We start from the raw sequence: 17476 nt of genomic DNA, 5'->3' as shown, positions 1-17476 counted from the left end.
CTCAGCGGCCGACCGCACGTGCCAGCTGGGCCTTCGTCATGTGTGAACGCCCGTGGACGTTCTTCTTCCGAGCCTCTTCGTAGAGCTGGTCGCGCGTCGGCCCCTCGGCGCCGCTGCGCGAACGCAGAGCGGCACGGCGGGCGGACGACATGTCCTCGATGGAGGTACGGCTCGCGGTCCGCGACTCACCGGCGCGGGCGCGCGCCTTGTTGACCGTACGGGCCGCGATCTCCTCGGCCCGCTCCTCGCTGACCCCGCGCTCCTGCGCGCTCTCCTTGATGTGCTCGTACTGCCGTTCCCGTCTGGCGTCGGATCCGCGTGGCATGGTGGGGTCACTCCTTTCCCTGGGGCCGCCCCGGGACGCGGTCGCGTACCGGGGCGTGGGTGTACGGCGTGCTGCCGGCCCGCTCAGTGGCGCGGGGCCGCTCTAGTAGCGCAGAGCTGCCGCGATCCGTCCGTGCTCCGCGAGCGAGTCGTCCGCGAGGAAGACCACGTCGGTGCCGCTGTCCAATGCCGCCTCGACGAGCTCGTCGACGATGTCCTCACGGACCGAGCGGTCCGCGGGGTCCGCGGCCGCGTCGCTCACCGGTTCGAGGTGCTCGGCCGTCTCCCGTACCGTCTGCTGGAAGTGCTCCTCCACCGCGACCAGCCCGGCGCGGCCCTCGCGTACCGCGGCCCATACCTCGTCGAGACCACCGGCGAAGGCACGGCGGCCGCGCGCTTCGTCCAGCTTGCCGTCGATCTCCGCCGAGAACCGCCGCTGCCGTTCGTCCAGCGCGGGCCGCAGCTCCTTGAGCAACTCGCTCGGCGTCATGTCGGCCGGTACGCCCTTGGTGACCCGGCCGACGGCCGACCTGGCGCACTCCCCCACCTCGTCCAGCATGGCGAGCGCGGGGGCGAGGCCGACCAGGTACAGCGGACGCGGGTCCGCGGCCAGCACCGCACGCAGCTTCTCGTCGACGGTGCGCAGGAAGTTGCGCGTCTCCTCGTCACTGAAGGTGCTCGGGGTGTCGCCGATCCGCTCCTCGCGCTGCGGGTTGGGCGCCTCCCGCGGAGCCGTCAGCGGGAACCCGCCGGTCCGCTCCTCGTGCAGGACGTCCGCCGTGCCGCTCCACAGGGCGGCGTGCCCGCCCGACACGGTGAGTGCCCAGAACGGCTGGGCCTGGGCCTTCGCCGCGACCAGGTTGCGGGTCAGGTATGTGTCGCTGAGCACCACCCGCTCGGGTGCCGTACGGGGAAGATGCCAGATCTGGTGCTCGTCGCCGGTGACGAGGACGACCAGGGCGTCCAGCGCCTGGCGGGGGTCGACCTCGGTGACCGCCCGGTCGAGCTGTTCCTTGAGGGCGGTGCGGGCCTCGCGGGAGACCGTGGGATCCGCCTCCAGTCGGCTGATGGCCTCGGCCGCCAGATTGCGCAGCCGTACGGCGTCCTGGGCACTGTCCCTGGCGCGGCGGTGCGTCGGCATGGTCAGGGACAGGGCCGGATAGGGCTTGGCCGCCCGCAGTTCCTGCAACAGGCGGGCGGTGAGGGCGTCCGTATCCATCGTTGCCTCCCAGGGGCTTCGTCCGGCATCCGCTCCCGAGTGAAGCGGGTGATCTCGATGAGTCAATTCATACCTTTTCATCCTAATATGGGCGAGTTATTCGTCATCGGTCTCAGGAGGTATGTGCGATGTCCACGCTCACCGTGTGGAAGTTCCAGTCCGCGGAGGGTGCGGAGACCGTGGAGGCCACGCTCAAGTCCCTCCAGAAGGAAGGGCTGATCAAGATCCTCGACGCGGCCGTGGTCAGCTGGCCCGTGGACCGGGCGAAGCCCAGGACCAAGCAGTTGATCAACCTGGTCGGCGCCGGCGCACTGAGCGGCACGTTCTGGGGGATGCTCTTCGGACTGATCTTCCTGATGCCGCTGCTGGGCGCCGCGATCGGCGCGGCGGCCGGGGCGCTGGGCGGCAAGCTGGCCGATGTCGGCATCGACGACGACTTCATCGCCGAGGTCAAGGAGAAGGTGACGCCCGGGACTTCGGCGCTGTTCCTGCTGACGATGAACGAGGTGCCCGACCGGATCAGCGAAGCGCTGCCCGAGGGCGGTGCCGAGCTGCTGCACAGCAATCTGGACGCGCAGAGCGAGGCGCGGCTGCGCGAGATCTTCGGCGAGGACGCGGCCTGACCGGCCGGGGGAGCACAGCCGGTCCGGGGCGCCCGCACCGGCTGTGCCTCACCCTCCCCTCTGCCTCTCTCCCTGCCTCACTTCTTACTAACGCCCTTTCGATAGGCCCTTTCGATACGCCCTTCAGAGCAGACGGAGCGTCCGTGAACCCGACCAGCCCCTTGCGGTACGCCCTCGGCGGCCGCGCAGCCCGAAACCTCGCCCCAGCCGTGCTGGCCGGGGTGATCATCGCCGGTACCGCCGCCTGCGGCGATTCCGACACCTCCTCGCAGGGCACGGCCAGGAGCATCCGCACGGTGTCGCCGGAACCGGCCATGACCCCGTCCGCGAGCCCCAGTTCGCGCACCCAGCAGGAATTCGCGGCCTCGGTCTCCGCCGCCACCGAGCGCAACCGCCAGCAGGCCGTCAAGCTGCTGGCCGGCGTCCAGGGGCGGGGCAACGGGGCCGGGGACGTCTCGGTGTCGGGGCTGCCGGTCGTGACGTCCGAGCAGTTCCGCAGCGCCCTCGTCCGGGTCACCAACCCCACGGACAAAGCCGCCTTCTATGCCGTCAAGGTGGAGTTCGTCGACGCGTCGGGGAAGGTGCTCGACTCCGTGGTGGTCGGCTTCGCGGACGCCCCGCCGGGGCGGACCGTAAGCCAGCACGCCAACAGCAGCAAGGCGGCGGGCGTCAAGACGTTCCCCCGGATCGCCCAGGCCGAGCGCGGCTGACGGCCGGGCCGGGTGAGCGCCGCAGCCGAAGCCGTCACCGACGCCCTGCGCGAACTGCACACGCGGTTCGCCGGGCTGCGGGACGGCCAACTCGCCGACTACATCCCACAACTGGCGCTGGCCGACCCGGATGCGTTCGGCCTGGCGCTGATCAGCATGGACGGCCACCGCTACAGCACGGGTGACGCCGACGCCACGTTCACCTGCAGTCCGTGTCGAAGCCGTTCGTCTACGCCCTGGCCCTGTCCGTCCTCGGGCTCGACGAGGTCGGCCGCTGGGTGAACGCCGAGCCCAGCGGCGAGGCATACAACGCCATCAGCCTGGAACCGGTCACGGGGCGGCCCGACAACGCCATGGTCAACGCGGGTGCCATCGTCACCACCGCGCTGATCCCGGACACTCCCGACGCCCCGGGATTCGGCCGCATCCTCGACTGCCTCAGCCGGTTCGCCGGACGGCGGCTGGACGTCGACGAGCAGGTGTACGCCTCCGAGGCGGTCACCGGCGACCGCAACCGCGCCCTCGCCTACCTGATCCGCAGCGCGGGCCGGCTGCCCGTCGACCCGGTGGCGGCGGTGGAGACGTACTTCAGGCAGTGCGCGGTACGGGTCACCACACTGGACCTCGCCGCGATGGCCGCGACCCTCGCGCACGGCGGCGTCAACCCGCTCACCGGCGACGAAGTGGTCTCGGAGCCTGTCGCGGCCCAGGTGCTGGCCGTGATGGCGACCTGCGGGATGTACGACGCCTCGGGGGACTGGCTGCTACGGGTGGGGCTGCCTGCGAAGAGCGGTGTGTCGGGCGGACTGATCGCCTCGGGCCCCGCCCGGTTCGGTCTGGCGACCTATAGCCCACTGCTGGACCCGACCGGCACCTCCGTACGCGGGCGTGCCGCGCTCGGGGCGCTCTCCGAGCGGCTCGGCCTGCATCTGATGCACAATCCGGCACTGGCCGCGTCCACCGTCACCCTGGTCACCACGGCCGACGATCTGCCGTCCGCCCGGGCGGGGCCACGGGAGCGCGCCCTGCGTGAACGGGTCGCGGTCGTCGCCGCCCAGGGCGCCCTCGACTTCACCGCCGCCGAGCGGGTGCTGTACGCCCTGGACGAGTCACGACCGAGCGGGACGGGGTCCGTGGTGCTGGACCTGCGGCAGGTGACCGACATCGACTCGGTGGCCCGGGCGGTGCTGCGCAGGGGGCTGAGCCGGCTCGTGGACGGCGGTCTGCGCACCGCCGTGGCCGACCCGGCCGGCCGTCTGTCCCTGCCCCCCGGCACCGGGGAGCAGGGACATACGGCCCTTCGGCCCTTCGTCTCCCGCGAGGACGCCGTGGCCTGGTGCGCGAGCGGCCTGGACGGCTGAACCGGGGCGGGAGCCCGCTCGACTACCGGATGGGCTGATCTACCAGATGGACTCGACCCACTCCGGGTGGTCGATGAACGGGTTCCGGTTGTGCTGGTACTGGTCGAATATGACGTCGTTGCGCCGCTTCTCGAAGCTGTCCGGCGGGTCCTCCTGGCTCCACGCCTTCAGCACCGGGAGGCGGCCGATGTACGGCGCCGAGCCGTTGGACACCCTGTCGTTGGGTTCGAGGTCGGGGAAGGCGTCATCGCCCTCGTAGCGCACCGCCATGTAGAGGATCATGCGCGCCACATCGCCCTTGACCGCGTCACGCGGTTCGAAGGAGTCGCTGTCGGTGTAGCTGCCCGGTGCGCCGCTGACCGCGCTGCCGCCGTTGTCGAAGTCCTTGTTGCCGCGGATCGAGTTGACCTGGACGTCCTCCGGGCGCAGGTGGTGGATGTCCGTGCCGGGGCCGGTGGAGGTGCCGAAGTCGCCGTGGGACTTCGCCCAGACGTGCTCGCGGTTCCACTGGCCGACCGAGCCGCCGTTGCTGTTCTTGGATATCGAACGGCCGGAGTAGACGAGGATCACGTTGGAGGAGTTGGCGGGGTCCTGGTCCGTGCTCTTCAGGGCGTCCCAGACCTGGCTGTAGGAGATCTTGGTCTGGCTGCTGATGATCGTGTGGAGCGCGCTCTTCAGCGCGGTTCCGGACTTGCCGAGCGCGTTCTGGTAGTACGTGTCGTCGAGGGCGCCGAGCGGGGTAGCGGCAACCGGCGCGGCCGGGGGTGCGGCCTGGGATGTGGCAGCCGGTGCGGCGGCCGCGGTGCCGGCGAGCACCGCGAACGCGGCGAGGGTCGCCAGCAGGGGGCGCCGGTAATGAAGGTGACGACGGGACATGTGGGGTGTCCTCTCCGGAATTGCCCGGGAACGCGGGCACCGCGAGGCCGTCACAAGGTGGGGAACGGCGCCGCGGCGGTGGTGTGGTACGGGGTCAGCGGGAGCCTTCCACACGCACCGTGACCATGGTGTGAACGCTGTGTACCTATCATGTGCAGGTCAAGTGAGGGCTTGACTGTGGCGCGGGGAGCGGATCGCGGAGGCATCGGATGCGGCGGGCCGGGCGCGGGGCGAGAATGACCGAAAGGACGAGGAGGCGGCATGAGCGACGAGCCCGAATCCGTATCCGCAGCTCGGGGAGTGACTCCCGACAGCCTCTTGCACACCGGCGGGAGCGACCATCCGTCGGCAGAGGACCTGGTGCTCGCCTCCGGGCGGGACCTGACTCCGAAGAATCTTCAGTGGGCGGAGCGCAGGCTCGCCCGGGAGGGCCGGTCGGCGATCGACAAGGCGCTGCCCTAGCCGGCGGGCCCGGCGGCCGGCGCGGGGAGTGTGCGGTCACTCCCCGCGGCTCGGCTAGCCTGGGTCCACAATGAACCGTTTGACGACGTCAGGGGCCGGGTACGACCTCGCCCGCTTTCCCGAGGACCCGCGCGACCCGTTCCGCGCCTGGGACGCTGCCGATGAGTATCTGCTGCGGCGGCTGGAGGGTACCGACGAACCGGAACCGGTCGACCTGTCGGGCACCGTGGTCGTGGTGGGCGACCGCTGGGGAGCCCTGAGCACCGTGCTGGCCGGGCACCGCCTCGTACAGATCACCGACTCCTACCTGGCGCAGCGCGCGACCCTGGCGAATCTGGACCGCAACGGCGTGGCCGCCGACGCCGTGCACCTGCTGTCGGCCAGGGACGCGCCGCCGGACCGCATCGACGTCCTGCTGGTACGCGTCCCGAAGAGTCTCGCGCTCCTGGAGGACCAGCTGCACCGGCTGGCACCGGCCGTCCACGCGGGCACCGTCGTCATCGGCACGGGCATGGTCAAGGAGATCCACACCTCCACCCTCAAGCTCTTCGAGCGGATCATCGGTCCGACCCGCACCTCCCTCGCGGTCAAGAAGGCCCGGCTCATCTTCTGCACCCCGGACCCGGCCCTGCCCCGTACACCCAGCCCCTGGCCCTACCGCTACGAGCTGCCCGAGAGCGTCGGCCCGGTCTCCGGCCGGACGGTCACCAACCACGCCGGGATCTTCTGCGCCGAACGCCTCGACATCGGCACCCGCTTCTTCCTCGGCCACCTCCCCGCGCGCAGCGGGCCCGACCGGGTCCTCGATCTCGGCTGCGGAAACGGCGTCGTCGGACTCTCCGCCGCGCTCGCCAATCCCGAAGCGACGGTCACCTTCATCGACGAGTCGTACCAGGCGGTCGCCTCCGCCGAGGAGACCTTCCGGGCCAACACCGGCCCGGACGCCAAGGCCGAGTTCGTGGTCGGCGACGGGCCGGCCCAGCTGCCGCCCGCCAGCGTGGACCTGGTGCTCAACAACCCGCCGTTCCACTCCCACCAGGCCACCACCGACGCCACGGCCCGCACCATGTTCCACGGGGCGCGCACCGTGCTGCGGCAGGGCGGCGAGCTGTGGGTCGTCGGCAACCGGCACCTCGGCTACCACACCCAGCTGCGCCGGATCTTCGGCAACTGCACCACGGTCGCCGGCGACCCGAAGTTCGTCGTCCTGTGCGCCGTCAAGCGCTGACGCCCGCCGGAGACGTCCCGGCCCTTCCGGATTCTTGCAACACGTTCTACTGTGTGCGCCGCCGCACACGGGCGACGCGACCGCGAGACTCCTGGAGGGGCCGTGCACCTCGAATACACGCCTGAACAGCAGCAGTTGCGCGCCGAACTGCGTGCGTACTTCGCCGGCCTGGTCCCCGACAACGCCTACGCACGCCATGCCGACTCCTCCGTACAGAAACGCTTCTACCGTGAGACGATCCGGCGCCTGGGCAGCGACGGCTGGCTCGGCGTCGGCTGGCCGACCCAGTACGGCGGACGTGGCCTGTCCCCGATGGAACAGTTCATCTTCTTCGACGAGGCCGCCCAGGCGGGCGTACCGCTGCCGCTGATGGCCCTCAACACCGTCGGCCCGACGATCATGCAGTACGGCACCGACGAACAGAAGGCCTACTTCCTGCCGAAGGTCCTCGCCGGTGAGATCGACTTCGCGATCGGCTACAGCGAACCCGACGCGGGCACCGACCTCGCCGCCCTGAAGACCCGGGCGGTACGCGAGGGCGACTCCTACATCGTCAACGGGCAGAAGATCTGGACGACCAACGGCGACACCGCCGACTGGGTCTGGCTCGCCGTCCGCACCGACCCGCAAGCCCCGCCCCACAAGGGCATCACCATGCTCCTCGTCCCGACGGCGGACCCCGGCTACTCCTGCACGCTGATCAACACCCTCGCCTCGCACGACACCACCGCCAGCTACTACGAGAACATCCGCGTCCCGGTCTCCCGCCGCGTCGGCGAGGAGAACAAGGGCTGGCGGCTCATCACCAACCAGCTCAACCACGAACGCGTCACCCTCGCCGCCCACGGCACCATGGCGATCCGCGCGCTCCACGACGTCCAGCGCTGGGCCGCGGACACCCGGCTCACCGATGGCCGCCGCGTCATCGACCTCGGCTGGGTACGCGCCCTCCTGGCCCGTACCCACACCAGGCTCGACGCCATGAAGCTCCTCAACTGGCAGATGGTGTCCGCGGTCCAGAACGCAACCCTCACCCCGCAGGACGCCTCAGCCGTCAAGGTCTACGGCTCCGAGGCACGTCGCGACGCCTACGCCTGGCTGATGGAGGTCGTCGGCTCGGCGGGACCGCTGAAGGAGGGGTCCGCGGGCGCCGTACTCCACGGCGAACTCGAACGCGGATACCGGTCCGCGGTCATCTTCACCTTCGGCGGCGGCAACAACGAGATCCAACGGGAGATCATCTCGTGGATCGGACTGGGGATGCCGCGCGTACGGCGGTGAGCGCTGGGAGGGCGGAGCGCCTGACGTGAGCGGCGCGTCTCCCGCGACCGATCGCTCCTACGGCAGGACGCCGTGCCGCTGCCGCCGCCCGATGTCACTGCGATGACATGTGCACCTGGTGGGCGGAGACGAGGTCGGCGGGAACTCGGCGATCACACACGGGAAGTCGCCGGCCTCTGACAGTCCCACCGCGAATGCTGGGTCCCCCCACCTGCCGATTTGGGTCCTGGTGACAGGCCCTTGGACCCTGTCCGTGGGCCCAGGTGCCGTCGTTACAGTTCGACCCCCGGCAGGCAGACGGCCCCGGTGACGTGAGTGATCCACGACGAGGTGACGCGTGAAACGCAGCGACCGGATACGCCTGGGCTTACGCGCGAGCACGGGGCAGACAGCAATCGAGTACCTGGCCCTGCTGGGTATCGTCGCCGCCGTGGTCGGCGCGATCGCCGCCGCCGCCATCGGGGGTGGCATCTCCCGGTCCGCACACCATCAGGTCTGCCGCATCGGTGTGATGATGGGCGGCGGCAGTGGCTGCCCCGACGACAACGATGTCATCGACGACGACCGGCAGGCCGGTCCCGGCGATCCCGTCAAGCCCGGCACCCTCCGCCGTGACGGAGCCGGCGAGTCCGTCAGCAAGTCCGTCGTCAAGTCCCCCGGCAAGACGGTGAACGCACTTCCCGATCTGTGCTTCGAGCCGCGGGAGTCGCAGTCGTCGATATCCGTTCCGGGCAACGGCGTTCTCGGGAAGGCGGCCGCCTGGGGGTACTCCTGGCTGGTCAACTTTGTCGTCGACAAGATCGACAACGAGAAGAACAAGGAGAAGCGGGTCAAGTCGGCGCTTGCGGACCTCGCCTACTGCCTCCCTGACTACAACATCGTCATCGCGCAGCCGCACGAGGGCAATCTGCAGCAGATGGACGGTACGGCGCTGATCGAGACCGTGGAGATCAGCGGCACCACGTATCGCGTCTACGCGTTCAAGACAGGCAAGTTCACCTGGGCGGATGACGCCGACCTCGGATGGAAGAACCGCGCGTTCCACGGCGTGTTCGACGTCAGCGAGGACCACCGCACTGTCACGTTCGAGGAGCCGCCCCGTCCCGAGCGGAAGGAGGGCTGGAAGCCCGGCGACGAGGGTTGCCAGGTCGAGGGTCAGGAACCGCCTGACCGGAGCCGGTACTACGACACGTATTCCCCGCTGGACGACGAGGGATCGACCCAGGCGGTGCGGATGCTCGTGAACGACATGCGCCGCTGCTACCCCGACTACAACGTGGTCGCGATGCACTCGGAGCAGGCGTCGCACTGGGTCGAGGAGCCGGATTCGTTCGTTCATGAGGGCAGGTACCGGCTGAACTCCAACGAATACCATGACGAAGAAAACGGGGATGACATCGCCTCGGGCCGGGGCGTGTTCGACATCCATGTCTTCGACAGGGGCAAGTTCAGCAACGACGGCGACGGTGGCTACATCAACTGGGCCCTGTACGGCGACTTCACCCGCGACGGCTTGGAGGTGACCTTTGAGCAGCCCGACCCCGTCGACCTGGAGGCCGATTCCACCCCCACCGGATCGGGCACGGTCAACTTCGATGACGAGTCGCCGAAGTACACGGACGGCGGGCCGTACCCCGGTACCGACTTCTCCGGCAACGTGCCGGGCGACGATGCCGAGCTGACCCATTCACTGATCGACGAGTACAGCCGCAGCTTTCCCGGCAAGAACATCATCGCGGTGAAATCGTTCGACGACCTCTCCTTCTCCGGAGTGTCCGGCCTTGAGCACCTTGCGGTGGTGGACGGTGTCGATGTGTTCGCCATTGACGGGGGAACCATCACCAACAAGGGTGACGGCGGCTGGAAGAACTGGGGCTTCACCGGCAACTTCGAGTACGCCGAGGACGCGAAGGAGGTGACCTTCAGCGACCGGTGAGGGTTTGGCGGGTCCGGGCAGGGTTCCTTTCGGATCGGACACGGGCCACCACGCCCTCTCCTGCTGACCGGCCCGGATCTGTGCCGTTCGGTCCGCGTACAGGCGCCGCGTCCCGGATTCGTGATGACATGTCGGGCCGGTGCAGGCCAGGCGCAGGGAATGTGCACGCAAGCATCACAAGCTCTGCGCGCCACGTTCGGCAGGTGGCGTTAGCGTTGCCGGGTGCTCCGATTCCGCGTGCGAAGCCGAACAAGGCCAGGACAGAGAGATCGCAGATGGACTACTGCTCGTCGTGCCGTCGGACCCTCAACGGGGCCCTGGTCTGCCCGGGATGCGGAGAGTGCGCCCCCGACATAGCCCCGCCCGCGCGCCACCGCACTCCGTGGGGCAATGCCGCGGCGATGGGGGAGGCACGGCCCGGCGAAGGCACCTTCAGTACGACGACGTGGGACGCGTTCGCACCCACTGAGGGCCGCCACGCCGCTGACGACGCAGACGTCCCGCCGGCCGGGGACGGTGGCGCAGCCCGCGGCACGACGACGCAAGCCGCGGGCGCCGGACCGGCCGGCGGATACGAAGGCGCTTCGCCCACCGGGGAGGGCCGGGCGGCCCGGCGTCGGCAGTTGGCGCGCTGGAAGAAGCACAAGCGCCGCGCCGCGGCCGGAGCGGCCTTCGCCATCGCGGGCGGCGCCCTCACCGTCGCCCTGATGCCCGACAGACCCTCAGCGAGCCAGACGCAGGCGGCCGCGGCGCCCGACTCGCAGCGCCATGCCCCGACCCGGCTCGCGGCCACCGACGCGGGATCACAGCAGCCCGAGAGCGCGGACACACACCCCACGGACACCCGCGCGCCCATCGCGGCCGGCGGACAGCAACACATCACCGCCCCCACAGCCCCGACGCACCGGCAGCCCGAACCCGCCGCCGCATCCCGAGCCCGCACGAGCCCCGGCAGCGCACCGCACACCGCGCCCGCGCAGGGCACGACGGCACACACCGGGGGCACTGTCACCGACACCGCGCCCGCGCCCGAAACCAGCGCACCGCCCTCCGCCGAACCATCCGACGCGGGCACACCGCCTGCGGCTCAGGAACCGGCGCCCCCCGCCGCGCAGCCTGCCGGGCCGCCGCAGCTGTGTGTCCTGGGCGTCGTCTGCATCGGCTGACGCGCGCCCGCAGCAGCGGGTCGCCGCGCTCCCGGGCTCAGCGCGTTCCCAGGCTGGAGTGCCGCACCACCAGTTCCGGCTGGAGGATGACCCGGCGGTGTCGGTGGTCGGCGTCCTGCGGCGACTCGGTCTCCTCCAGGAGGAGTTCGGCGGCCATCGTGCCCATGGTGTACGCGGGCTGGCGTACGGAGGTCAGGGGGACGGCGGCAGCGGCGGCGAACTCGATGTCGTCGTAGCCGACGATCGCCATGTCCTCAGGGACCCGCACACCGGCGGCGAAGAGGGCCTGGAGAACACCCAGGGCCAGCAGGTCGTTGGCGCAGAAGACGGCGGTGGGGCGGTCGGACAGGCCGAGCAGGCGGGCGCCCGCGTCGCGTCCCGCGGCGACGTCGAGGCGCTCAGTGGGCAGTTCGCGCAGTGCCTCGGGCGGCAGACCGGCCTCGGTGAGCGCGTTCAGCGCACCGGTTCGGCGGTCATGCACCTGGTTGAGTCCGGGCGGGCCGCTGACGTAGGCGATGGAGCGATGCCCTGTCTCGACGAGATGGCGGACGGCGAGGGCGCCACCGGCCACGTCGTCGACGGAGACCGAACACTCGGTGTGTCCCTCGGCCACGCGGTCCACGAGGACGAACGGGATGTTCTGCCGACGGAAGCCCGCAATGGTGCGCCCGGTGGCGTCGGCCGGGGTCAACAGGACACCGCGTACGCGCTGTTCGGCGAAGAGGGAGAGGTATTCGGCCTCCTCGGCAGGGTCCTGGGCGCTGTTGCAGACCATGACGCCGAGCCCGGCGGTACGGGCCGCGCGCTGGGCGCCCCGGGCGATCTCGACGAAGAAGGGGTTGCCCATGTCCAGGACGAGCAGGCCCATCATGCGGCTGCGCCCGGCGCGCAGCTGGCGGGCGGACTCGCTGCGTACGTAACCGAGACGGTCTATCTCGGCCTGCACACGGGCCCGGGTCCGGGGCGAGACGCTGTCCGGGCGGTTGATCACGTTCGAGACCGTGCCCACAGACACGTTTGCGGCGCGCGCGATGTCCTTGATACCCACCGACCGGTTCATCGGACGGAAACCTCCAGGGTAGGCAGGGTGACGAAGTGGTCCAGGCTACCTGTGGCGACGCTGCGTCCACAGATCGGTACGCGCCTCCCGGTGTCGCGGTGCCGGCAGTCGGGGCTGTCGGCGTTGCGACACCGGGAGGCGTCTGTCGTGTGCGGTCAGGCGAGATGGAAGACCTCGGGGATCGGACTCATGACCTCGTCGGGCCGTGCCCCGTCCAGGGACTCGAAGAACGGCGCCATCTCGGCCTGCCAGCGGGCGTTGACCTCGGTGCTCTCCATGGCGGCCCGGGCCGCCGCGAAGTCCTCCGTCTCCACGTAGCCGACGAGCAGGCCGTCATCGCGGAGGAAGAGCGAGTAGTTGTGCCAGCCGGTGGCCGAGAGCGCGTCGCGCATCTCGGGCCACACGGCGTCGTGCCGGGCGCGGTACTCGTCGATGCGGTCCTCGCGGACCTTGAGCAGAAAACAGACACGCTGCATCAGTGACCGCCGACGGGCTAGAAGTTGTAGTTGTCGATGTTCTTCTGGTCGAAGACGGTCGGCTCACCGAGGTCGATGACACCGTCCTTGCCGATGGTGAAGCTCCCCATGGCCCCGGCCTTGAAGGTCTCGCCCTCCTTGCCGGTGATCTGGCCGGAGGACAGCGCCACGGCGGTGTGCGCGGCAAGCTCGCCCAGCTTGGCCGGGTCCCACAGCTCGAAGCCCTCGACGGTGCCGTTCTTGACGTACTTGCGCATGTCGTTGGGGGTGCCGAGCCCGGTCAGCTTGACCTTGCCCTTGTACTTGGAGCCGGACAGGTACTGAGCGGCCGCCTTGATGCCGACGGTGGTGGGCGAGATGATCCCGGCCAGGTCGGGGTGCTCCTGGAGCAGGCCCTGGGTCTGCTGGAAGGACTGCTGGGCGTCGTCGTTGCCGTACGCGACCTTCACCAGCTTCATGTCCTTGTACTCGGGCTTCTTGAGCTCGTCCTTCATGAACTCGATCCAGGTGTTCTGGTTCGTCGCCGTCTGAGCGGCGGACAGGATCGCGATCTCGCCCTTGAAGCCGATCTGTTCGGCGAGCAGCTTCACCTCGGAACGGCCGAGGGACTCGGCGCTCGCCTGCGAGACGAAGGCGTCGCGGCAGTCGGGCTTGGTGTCGGAGTCGTAGGTGACGACCTTGATGCCGTTGCTCATCGCCTGCTTGAGCGCGGTGCACAGGGCGCCGGGGTCCTGGGCCGAGACGGCCATGGCGTCGACCTGCTGCTGGGTGAGCGTGTTGACGTAACTGACCTGGCCGCTGGTGTCGGTCGCGCTGCTCGGGCCGGTCTCCTTGTACGTGGAGCCGAGTTCCTCGACGGCCTTCTGTCCGCCCTTGTCGGCGCTGGTGAAGTACGGGTTGTTGACCTGCTTGGGCAGGAAGGCGACCGTCAGGCCCTTCTTGGTGGCCGCGTTCGGGTCGGCCTTGCCCTTCGAGGTGTGCGAGCCGCTCTCGTCCTTGACGTCGTTCTTGGAGGTGCCGCCGCACGCTGTGGCGGCCAGGGTGAGCGAGGTGACAGCGGCCAGAGCGGCGCAGGCACGGCGGAGTGCGGTGGAGGACATGAGGGTGCCTTTCGGGAGAGTGCGGGATGAGTGAGTACGGGAACTACGCGACTGCGTGTCTACGAAGAGGGGGAGGGGGACGGGGCCTCTGCCGGGCCGGGGGACTTGGTGTCCGCGGGACCCGGGGCCGGCGGCCCGGCCCTGCGCCCCGCCCGTGCCGTATGGAGCTGCCGGGCCATGCGCGGCCCGAGGACGGAGACGACGAGCAGGACGCCGGTGACGACGATCTGCGACTGGGCGGAGACGTTGAGCAGACTCATCACGTTCTGCAGCGCACCGAGCAGGAACACACCGGCGACGGCGCCGCCGAGGGTGCCCTTGCCGCCGTCGAAGTCGATGCCGCCGAGGAGGACGGCCGCGACGACGGACAGTTCGAGCCCGGTGGCGTTGTCGTAGCGGGCGCTGGCGTAGTGCAGGGCCCAGAAGACGCCGGTGAGAGAGGCCATCAGACCGGTGAGCGTGAACAGGATCAGCTTGTGCCGCCTGACCCGGATGCCGGCGAACCGGGCGGCTTCCTCGTTGGCGCCGACCGCGAACAGCGAGCGCCCGAACGGGGTGGCGTGCAGGGTGACCACGGCGATGGCGAGCAGTACCAGGAAGGGCAGCAGGGCGTACGGGATGAACGTGCCGTCGATGCGCCCGGCCGCGAAGTCCAGGTACTGCGAGGGGAAGTCGGTGACCGCGTCGGAGCCGAGCACGATCTGTGCGATGCCGCGGTAGGCGGCCAGTGTGCCGATGGTGACGGCGAGCGAGGGCAGGCCGAGCCGGGTCACGAGCAGGCCGTTGACCAGGCCGCAGACCACGCCGAGCAGCATGCACAACGGGATGATCGTCTCGATCGTCATGCCCTGGTTCCACAGGGCCCCCATGACGGCGCCGGACAGGCCCGCCGTGGAGGCGACCGACAGATCGATCTCGCCGGAGACCACGAGCATCGTCATGGGCAGCGCGATCAGCGCGATCGGCAGGGTGTTGCCGATCAGGAAGGACAGGTTGAGCGCGTTGCCGAAGCCGTCGACGAACCCGAAGGAAAGCAGCAGGACGACGATCAGGAGGGTGCCGACCACCGTGTCCCAGCGGACGGCACGGGAGAGGACGGAGTCAGCCATGGCGGGCGTTCCTCTTCTTCAGGGCGTTGGCCATGCGCAGCGCGACGACGCGGTCCACGGCGATGGCGAGGATGAGCAGGATGCCGTTGATGGCGAGCACCCACACGGAGCTGACGCCCAGCGCGGGCAGCACGCTGTTGACCGAGGTCAGCAGCAGCGCGCCGAGCGCCGCGCCGTAGACGCTGCCGGAGCCGCCGGTGAAGACGACACCGCCGACGACGACCGCGCTGACGACCGTGAGTTCGTAGCCGGTGCCGGTGGCGGAGTCGACGTTGCCGAACCGGGCCAGGTACATCGCTCCGGCGAGGCCCGCCAGGGCGCCGCACACCGTGTACGCGGCGAGGATCCGCTTGCGCACGGGGATACCGGCCAGCCGCGCGGCCTCGGGGCTGGAGCCGAGCGCGTACAGCTCGCGGCCGCTGCCGAAGTGCTTGAGGTAGTAAGCGGTGGCGACCAGCACGGCCAGCGCGATCAGCGCGAGCCACGGCACCGCTACGACGCCGCCGGAGCCGAAGTCGACGAAGCCGCCGGGCAGGTCGGCCGCGGTGATCTGCCGGGAGCCGACCCAGATCGAGTCGATGCCCCGGATGATGTACAGCGTGCCGAGGGTGACGACGAGCGCGGGAACCTGGCCGAGGCTGACGAGCAGGCCGTTGACCAGGCCGCAGACCATGCCGAGCAGCATCGCCAGCACCAGCGCCACGACCGGGTCCCCGCCGCCCTGCAGCCAGGTGCCGGCGGCGAACGCGCTGATGCCGAGTGTCGAGCCGACCGACAGGTCGACGTTACGGGTGATCACGACCAGCGACTGGCCGGTGGCGACGAGCACCAGGATGGTGGCGTTGAGCAGGAGGTCCTTGATGCCCTGCTCGGAGAGGAACTCGCTGTTGCCCATCTGGGTGACGGCGATCATCACCAGGAAGACGGCCAGGATGGCGAGTTCGCGCATCTTGAAGACACGGTCGACGAGCCGGGTGCTGCTGGAGGCGGGCACGTCGGTGGCGGGGGAGGGGCTGGGGGCGGTCGTCGTCATGCGACCCTCCCGGTTGCGGCGGCCATCACGGTTTCCTCGGTGGCTTCGGAGCGCGGGATCTCGGCGGTCAGGCGGCCCTCGTGCATGACGAGCACGCGGTCGGCCATGCCGAGGATCTCGGGCAGGTCGGAGGAGATCATCAGGACGGCGACGCCGTCGGCGGCGAGCTGGGACAGCAGCCGGTGCACCTCGGCCTTGGTGCCGACGTCGATGCCACGGGTCGGCTCGTCGACGATGAGCACCCTGGGGCCGGTGGCCAGCCACTTGGCCAGCACGACCTTCTGCTGGTTGCCGCCGGACAGCGTGGAGACGGCGTCGGCGATCCGGGCGTACTTGACCTGGAGCCTGACCGCCCAGTCCAGGGAGCGGCTGCGCTCGGCGCCCCGGTCCATCAGTCCTGCCTTCACGGTCGTACGCAGCCCGGTGAGCCCGATGTTGCGCTCGATGGACATGTCCATCACCAGGCCCTGGGCGCGCCGGTCCTCGGGGACGAGGGCGAGCCCGGCGGCCATGGCCGTGGACGGTGCGCCGTTGGTCAGCGCCCTGCCCTCGATCTCGACCTCGCCGGCATCCCAGCGGTCGATGCCGAAGACGGCGCGCGCGACCTCGGTGCGCCCGGCGCCGACCAGCCCGGCGAGGCCGACGATCTCGCCGCTGCGCACCTCGAAGGAGACATCGGTGAAGACGCCCTCGCGGGTCAGCCGCCTCACGCTCAGGGCGACTTCGCCGGGCTGGACCTCCTGCTTGGGGTAGAGCTCGTCGAGATCGCGGCCGACCATGCGGCGTACCAGGTCGTCCTCGGTCATCCCGTCCAGCAGCTCGCTGGCGATCCGGGCGCCGTCGCGCAGGGTCGTCACCCGCCGGGAGATCTCGAAGATCTCCTCCAGCCGGTGCGAGATGAACAGCACGGCCGCGCCCTGCTCGCGCAGCGTGCGCACCACCCCGAAGAGGCGGGCCACCTCGCTGCCCGTGAGGGCGGCCGTCGGCTCGTCCATGATCAGGACGCGGGCGTCGAAGGACAGCGCCTTGGCGATCTCGACGATCTGCTGGTCCGCGATGGACAGACCGCGCGCCGGGCGCTCGGGGTCGAGCTCGACGCCGAGCCGCTGCATCAGGGCGGCGGTGGCGGCGTGCGTGGCCCTGTGGTCGATGCGGCCGAGGGAGCGCCGTGGCTGGCGGCCCATGAAGATGTTCTCGGCGATCGACAGGTCGGGGAAGAGCGTGGGCTCCTGGTAGATCACGGCGATGCCCGCGTCCCGGGCATCGGCCGGACCGTGGAAGGTGACGGGCTCGCCGTCGAGCCGCACCTGGCCGACGTCGGGCCGGTGCACTCCGGCGAGCGTCTTGATGAGGGTCGACTTGCCCGCGCCGTTCTCGCCTGCGAGGGCGTGCACCTCACCCGGGAACAGCTCCAGGGATACGTCCCGCAGGGCACGTACGGCGCCGAAGGACTTCGATACGCCCGTGAGGGCGAGTACGGGGGCCGGACCCGTATCGGACCGGTGGGTCATG

General features: G+C 70.1%; 16 protein-coding genes and 1 pseudogene. 8 read left to right on the top strand and 9 right to left on the bottom strand.

Translation table 11 applies throughout. The features are described from left to right. Position 1 precedes the first annotated feature (1 nt). Complete coding sequence (locus OG507_RS03305; protein ID WP_327365600.1) at positions 2–325, bottom strand: plasmid stabilization protein; 324 nt, start codon at positions 323–325, stop codon at positions 2–4. A 102-nt stretch (positions 326–427) separates the two neighbouring features. After that, complete coding sequence (locus OG507_RS03300; protein WP_327365599.1) at positions 428–1543, bottom strand: baeRF3 domain-containing protein; 1116 nt, start codon at positions 1541–1543, stop codon at positions 428–430. Positions 1544–1671: 128 nt separating this feature from the next. Here OG507_RS03300 and OG507_RS03295 point away from each other — a divergent pair, with 128 nt between their 5' ends. From OG507_RS03295 to glsA, 3 genes and pseudogenes are all read left to right on the top strand, one after another. Beyond that, the gene (locus tag OG507_RS03295) at positions 1672–2166 is read left to right on the top strand and encodes a DUF1269 domain-containing protein (RefSeq protein ID WP_327365598.1); all 495 of its coding nucleotides are present in this window, start codon (positions 1672–1674) and stop codon (positions 2164–2166) included. Positions 2167–2309: 143 nt separating this feature from the next. Then, positions 2310–2876 carry a hypothetical protein gene (locus OG507_RS03290; protein WP_327365597.1) on the top strand — a complete coding sequence of 189 codons (567 nt, stop codon included), beginning with the start codon at positions 2310–2312 and terminating at the stop codon, positions 2874–2876. 12 nt (positions 2877–2888) lie between these two features. Then, positions 2889–4237, top strand: a pseudogene (gene glsA, locus OG507_RS03285) (glutaminase A). Between the two features lie 39 nt (positions 4238–4276). Here glsA and OG507_RS03280 read toward each other — a convergent pair. After that, the gene (locus OG507_RS03280; protein ID WP_327365596.1) at positions 4277–5113 is read right to left on the bottom strand and encodes an endonuclease I family protein; all 837 of its coding nucleotides are present in this window, start codon (positions 5111–5113) and stop codon (positions 4277–4279) included. Between the two features lie 261 nt (positions 5114–5374). Here OG507_RS03280 and OG507_RS03275 point away from each other — a divergent pair, with 261 nt between their 5' ends. The 5 genes from OG507_RS03275 to OG507_RS03255 all read left to right on the top strand — a co-directional run bounded on the left by OG507_RS03275 (position 5375) and on the right by OG507_RS03255 (position 11186). Then, a complete protein-coding gene (locus tag OG507_RS03275; protein ID WP_327365595.1) occupies positions 5375–5575 on the top strand; it encodes a hypothetical protein in 201 nt (66 codons plus the stop codon). Between the two features lie 70 nt (positions 5576–5645). Then, on the top strand, positions 5646–6803 hold the full coding sequence (locus OG507_RS03270; RefSeq protein ID WP_327365594.1) for a methyltransferase: 1158 nt from the start codon (positions 5646–5648) through the stop codon (positions 6801–6803). A gap of 102 nt (positions 6804–6905) precedes the next feature. Then, on the top strand, positions 6906–8084 hold the full coding sequence (locus OG507_RS03265) for an acyl-CoA dehydrogenase family protein (RefSeq protein WP_327365593.1): 1179 nt from the start codon (positions 6906–6908) through the stop codon (positions 8082–8084). A gap of 337 nt (positions 8085–8421) precedes the next feature. Further along, positions 8422–10020, top strand: coding sequence for a hypothetical protein (locus OG507_RS03260; RefSeq protein WP_327365592.1), 1599 nt, complete (start codon positions 8422–8424; stop codon positions 10018–10020). A 128-nt stretch (positions 10021–10148) separates the two neighbouring features. Then, positions 10149–11186 carry an SCO2400 family protein gene (locus OG507_RS03255; protein ID WP_442810934.1) on the top strand — a complete coding sequence of 346 codons (1038 nt, stop codon included), beginning with the start codon at positions 10149–10151 and terminating at the stop codon, positions 11184–11186. 37 nt (positions 11187–11223) lie between these two features. Here OG507_RS03255 and OG507_RS03250 read toward each other — a convergent pair whose 3' ends face one another. The 6 genes from OG507_RS03250 to OG507_RS03225 form a co-directional block, all read right to left on the bottom strand. Continuing rightward, positions 11224–12246, bottom strand: coding sequence for a LacI family DNA-binding transcriptional regulator (locus OG507_RS03250; RefSeq protein ID WP_327365590.1), 1023 nt, complete (start codon positions 12244–12246; stop codon positions 11224–11226). A 155-nt stretch (positions 12247–12401) separates the two neighbouring features. Further along, positions 12402–12722, bottom strand: a complete 321-nt coding sequence (locus OG507_RS03245; RefSeq protein WP_327365589.1) for an L-rhamnose mutarotase — start codon at positions 12720–12722, stop codon at positions 12402–12404. Between the two features lie 17 nt (positions 12723–12739). Then, positions 12740–13822: a rhamnose ABC transporter substrate-binding protein gene (gene rhaS, locus OG507_RS03240; RefSeq protein WP_327365588.1), complete on the bottom strand. Its 1083-nt coding sequence runs from the start codon at positions 13820–13822 to the stop codon at positions 12740–12742. Between the two features lie 59 nt (positions 13823–13881). Further along, positions 13882–14931 carry an ABC transporter permease gene (locus OG507_RS03235; RefSeq protein WP_327365587.1) on the bottom strand — a complete coding sequence of 350 codons (1050 nt, stop codon included), beginning with the start codon at positions 14929–14931 and terminating at the stop codon, positions 13882–13884. Beyond that, on the bottom strand, positions 14924–15964 hold the full coding sequence (locus OG507_RS03230) for an ABC transporter permease (RefSeq protein ID WP_327365586.1): 1041 nt from the start codon (positions 15962–15964) through the stop codon (positions 14924–14926). The genes OG507_RS03235 and OG507_RS03230 overlap by 8 nt, the downstream gene beginning before the upstream one ends. Further along, positions 15961–17475, bottom strand: coding sequence for a sugar ABC transporter ATP-binding protein (locus tag OG507_RS03225; RefSeq protein ID WP_327365585.1), 1515 nt, complete (start codon positions 17473–17475; stop codon positions 15961–15963). The genes OG507_RS03230 and OG507_RS03225 overlap by 4 nt, the downstream gene beginning before the upstream one ends. Position 17476: the final 1 nt, after the last annotated feature.

Source organism: Streptomyces sp. NBC_01217, assembly GCF_035994185.1.
Lineage (GTDB): Bacteria > Actinomycetota > Actinomycetes > Streptomycetales > Streptomycetaceae > Streptomyces.
The sequence above is the reverse complement of the archived record's forward strand: the minus strand, read 5'-3'. Positions and strand labels throughout refer to the sequence as shown.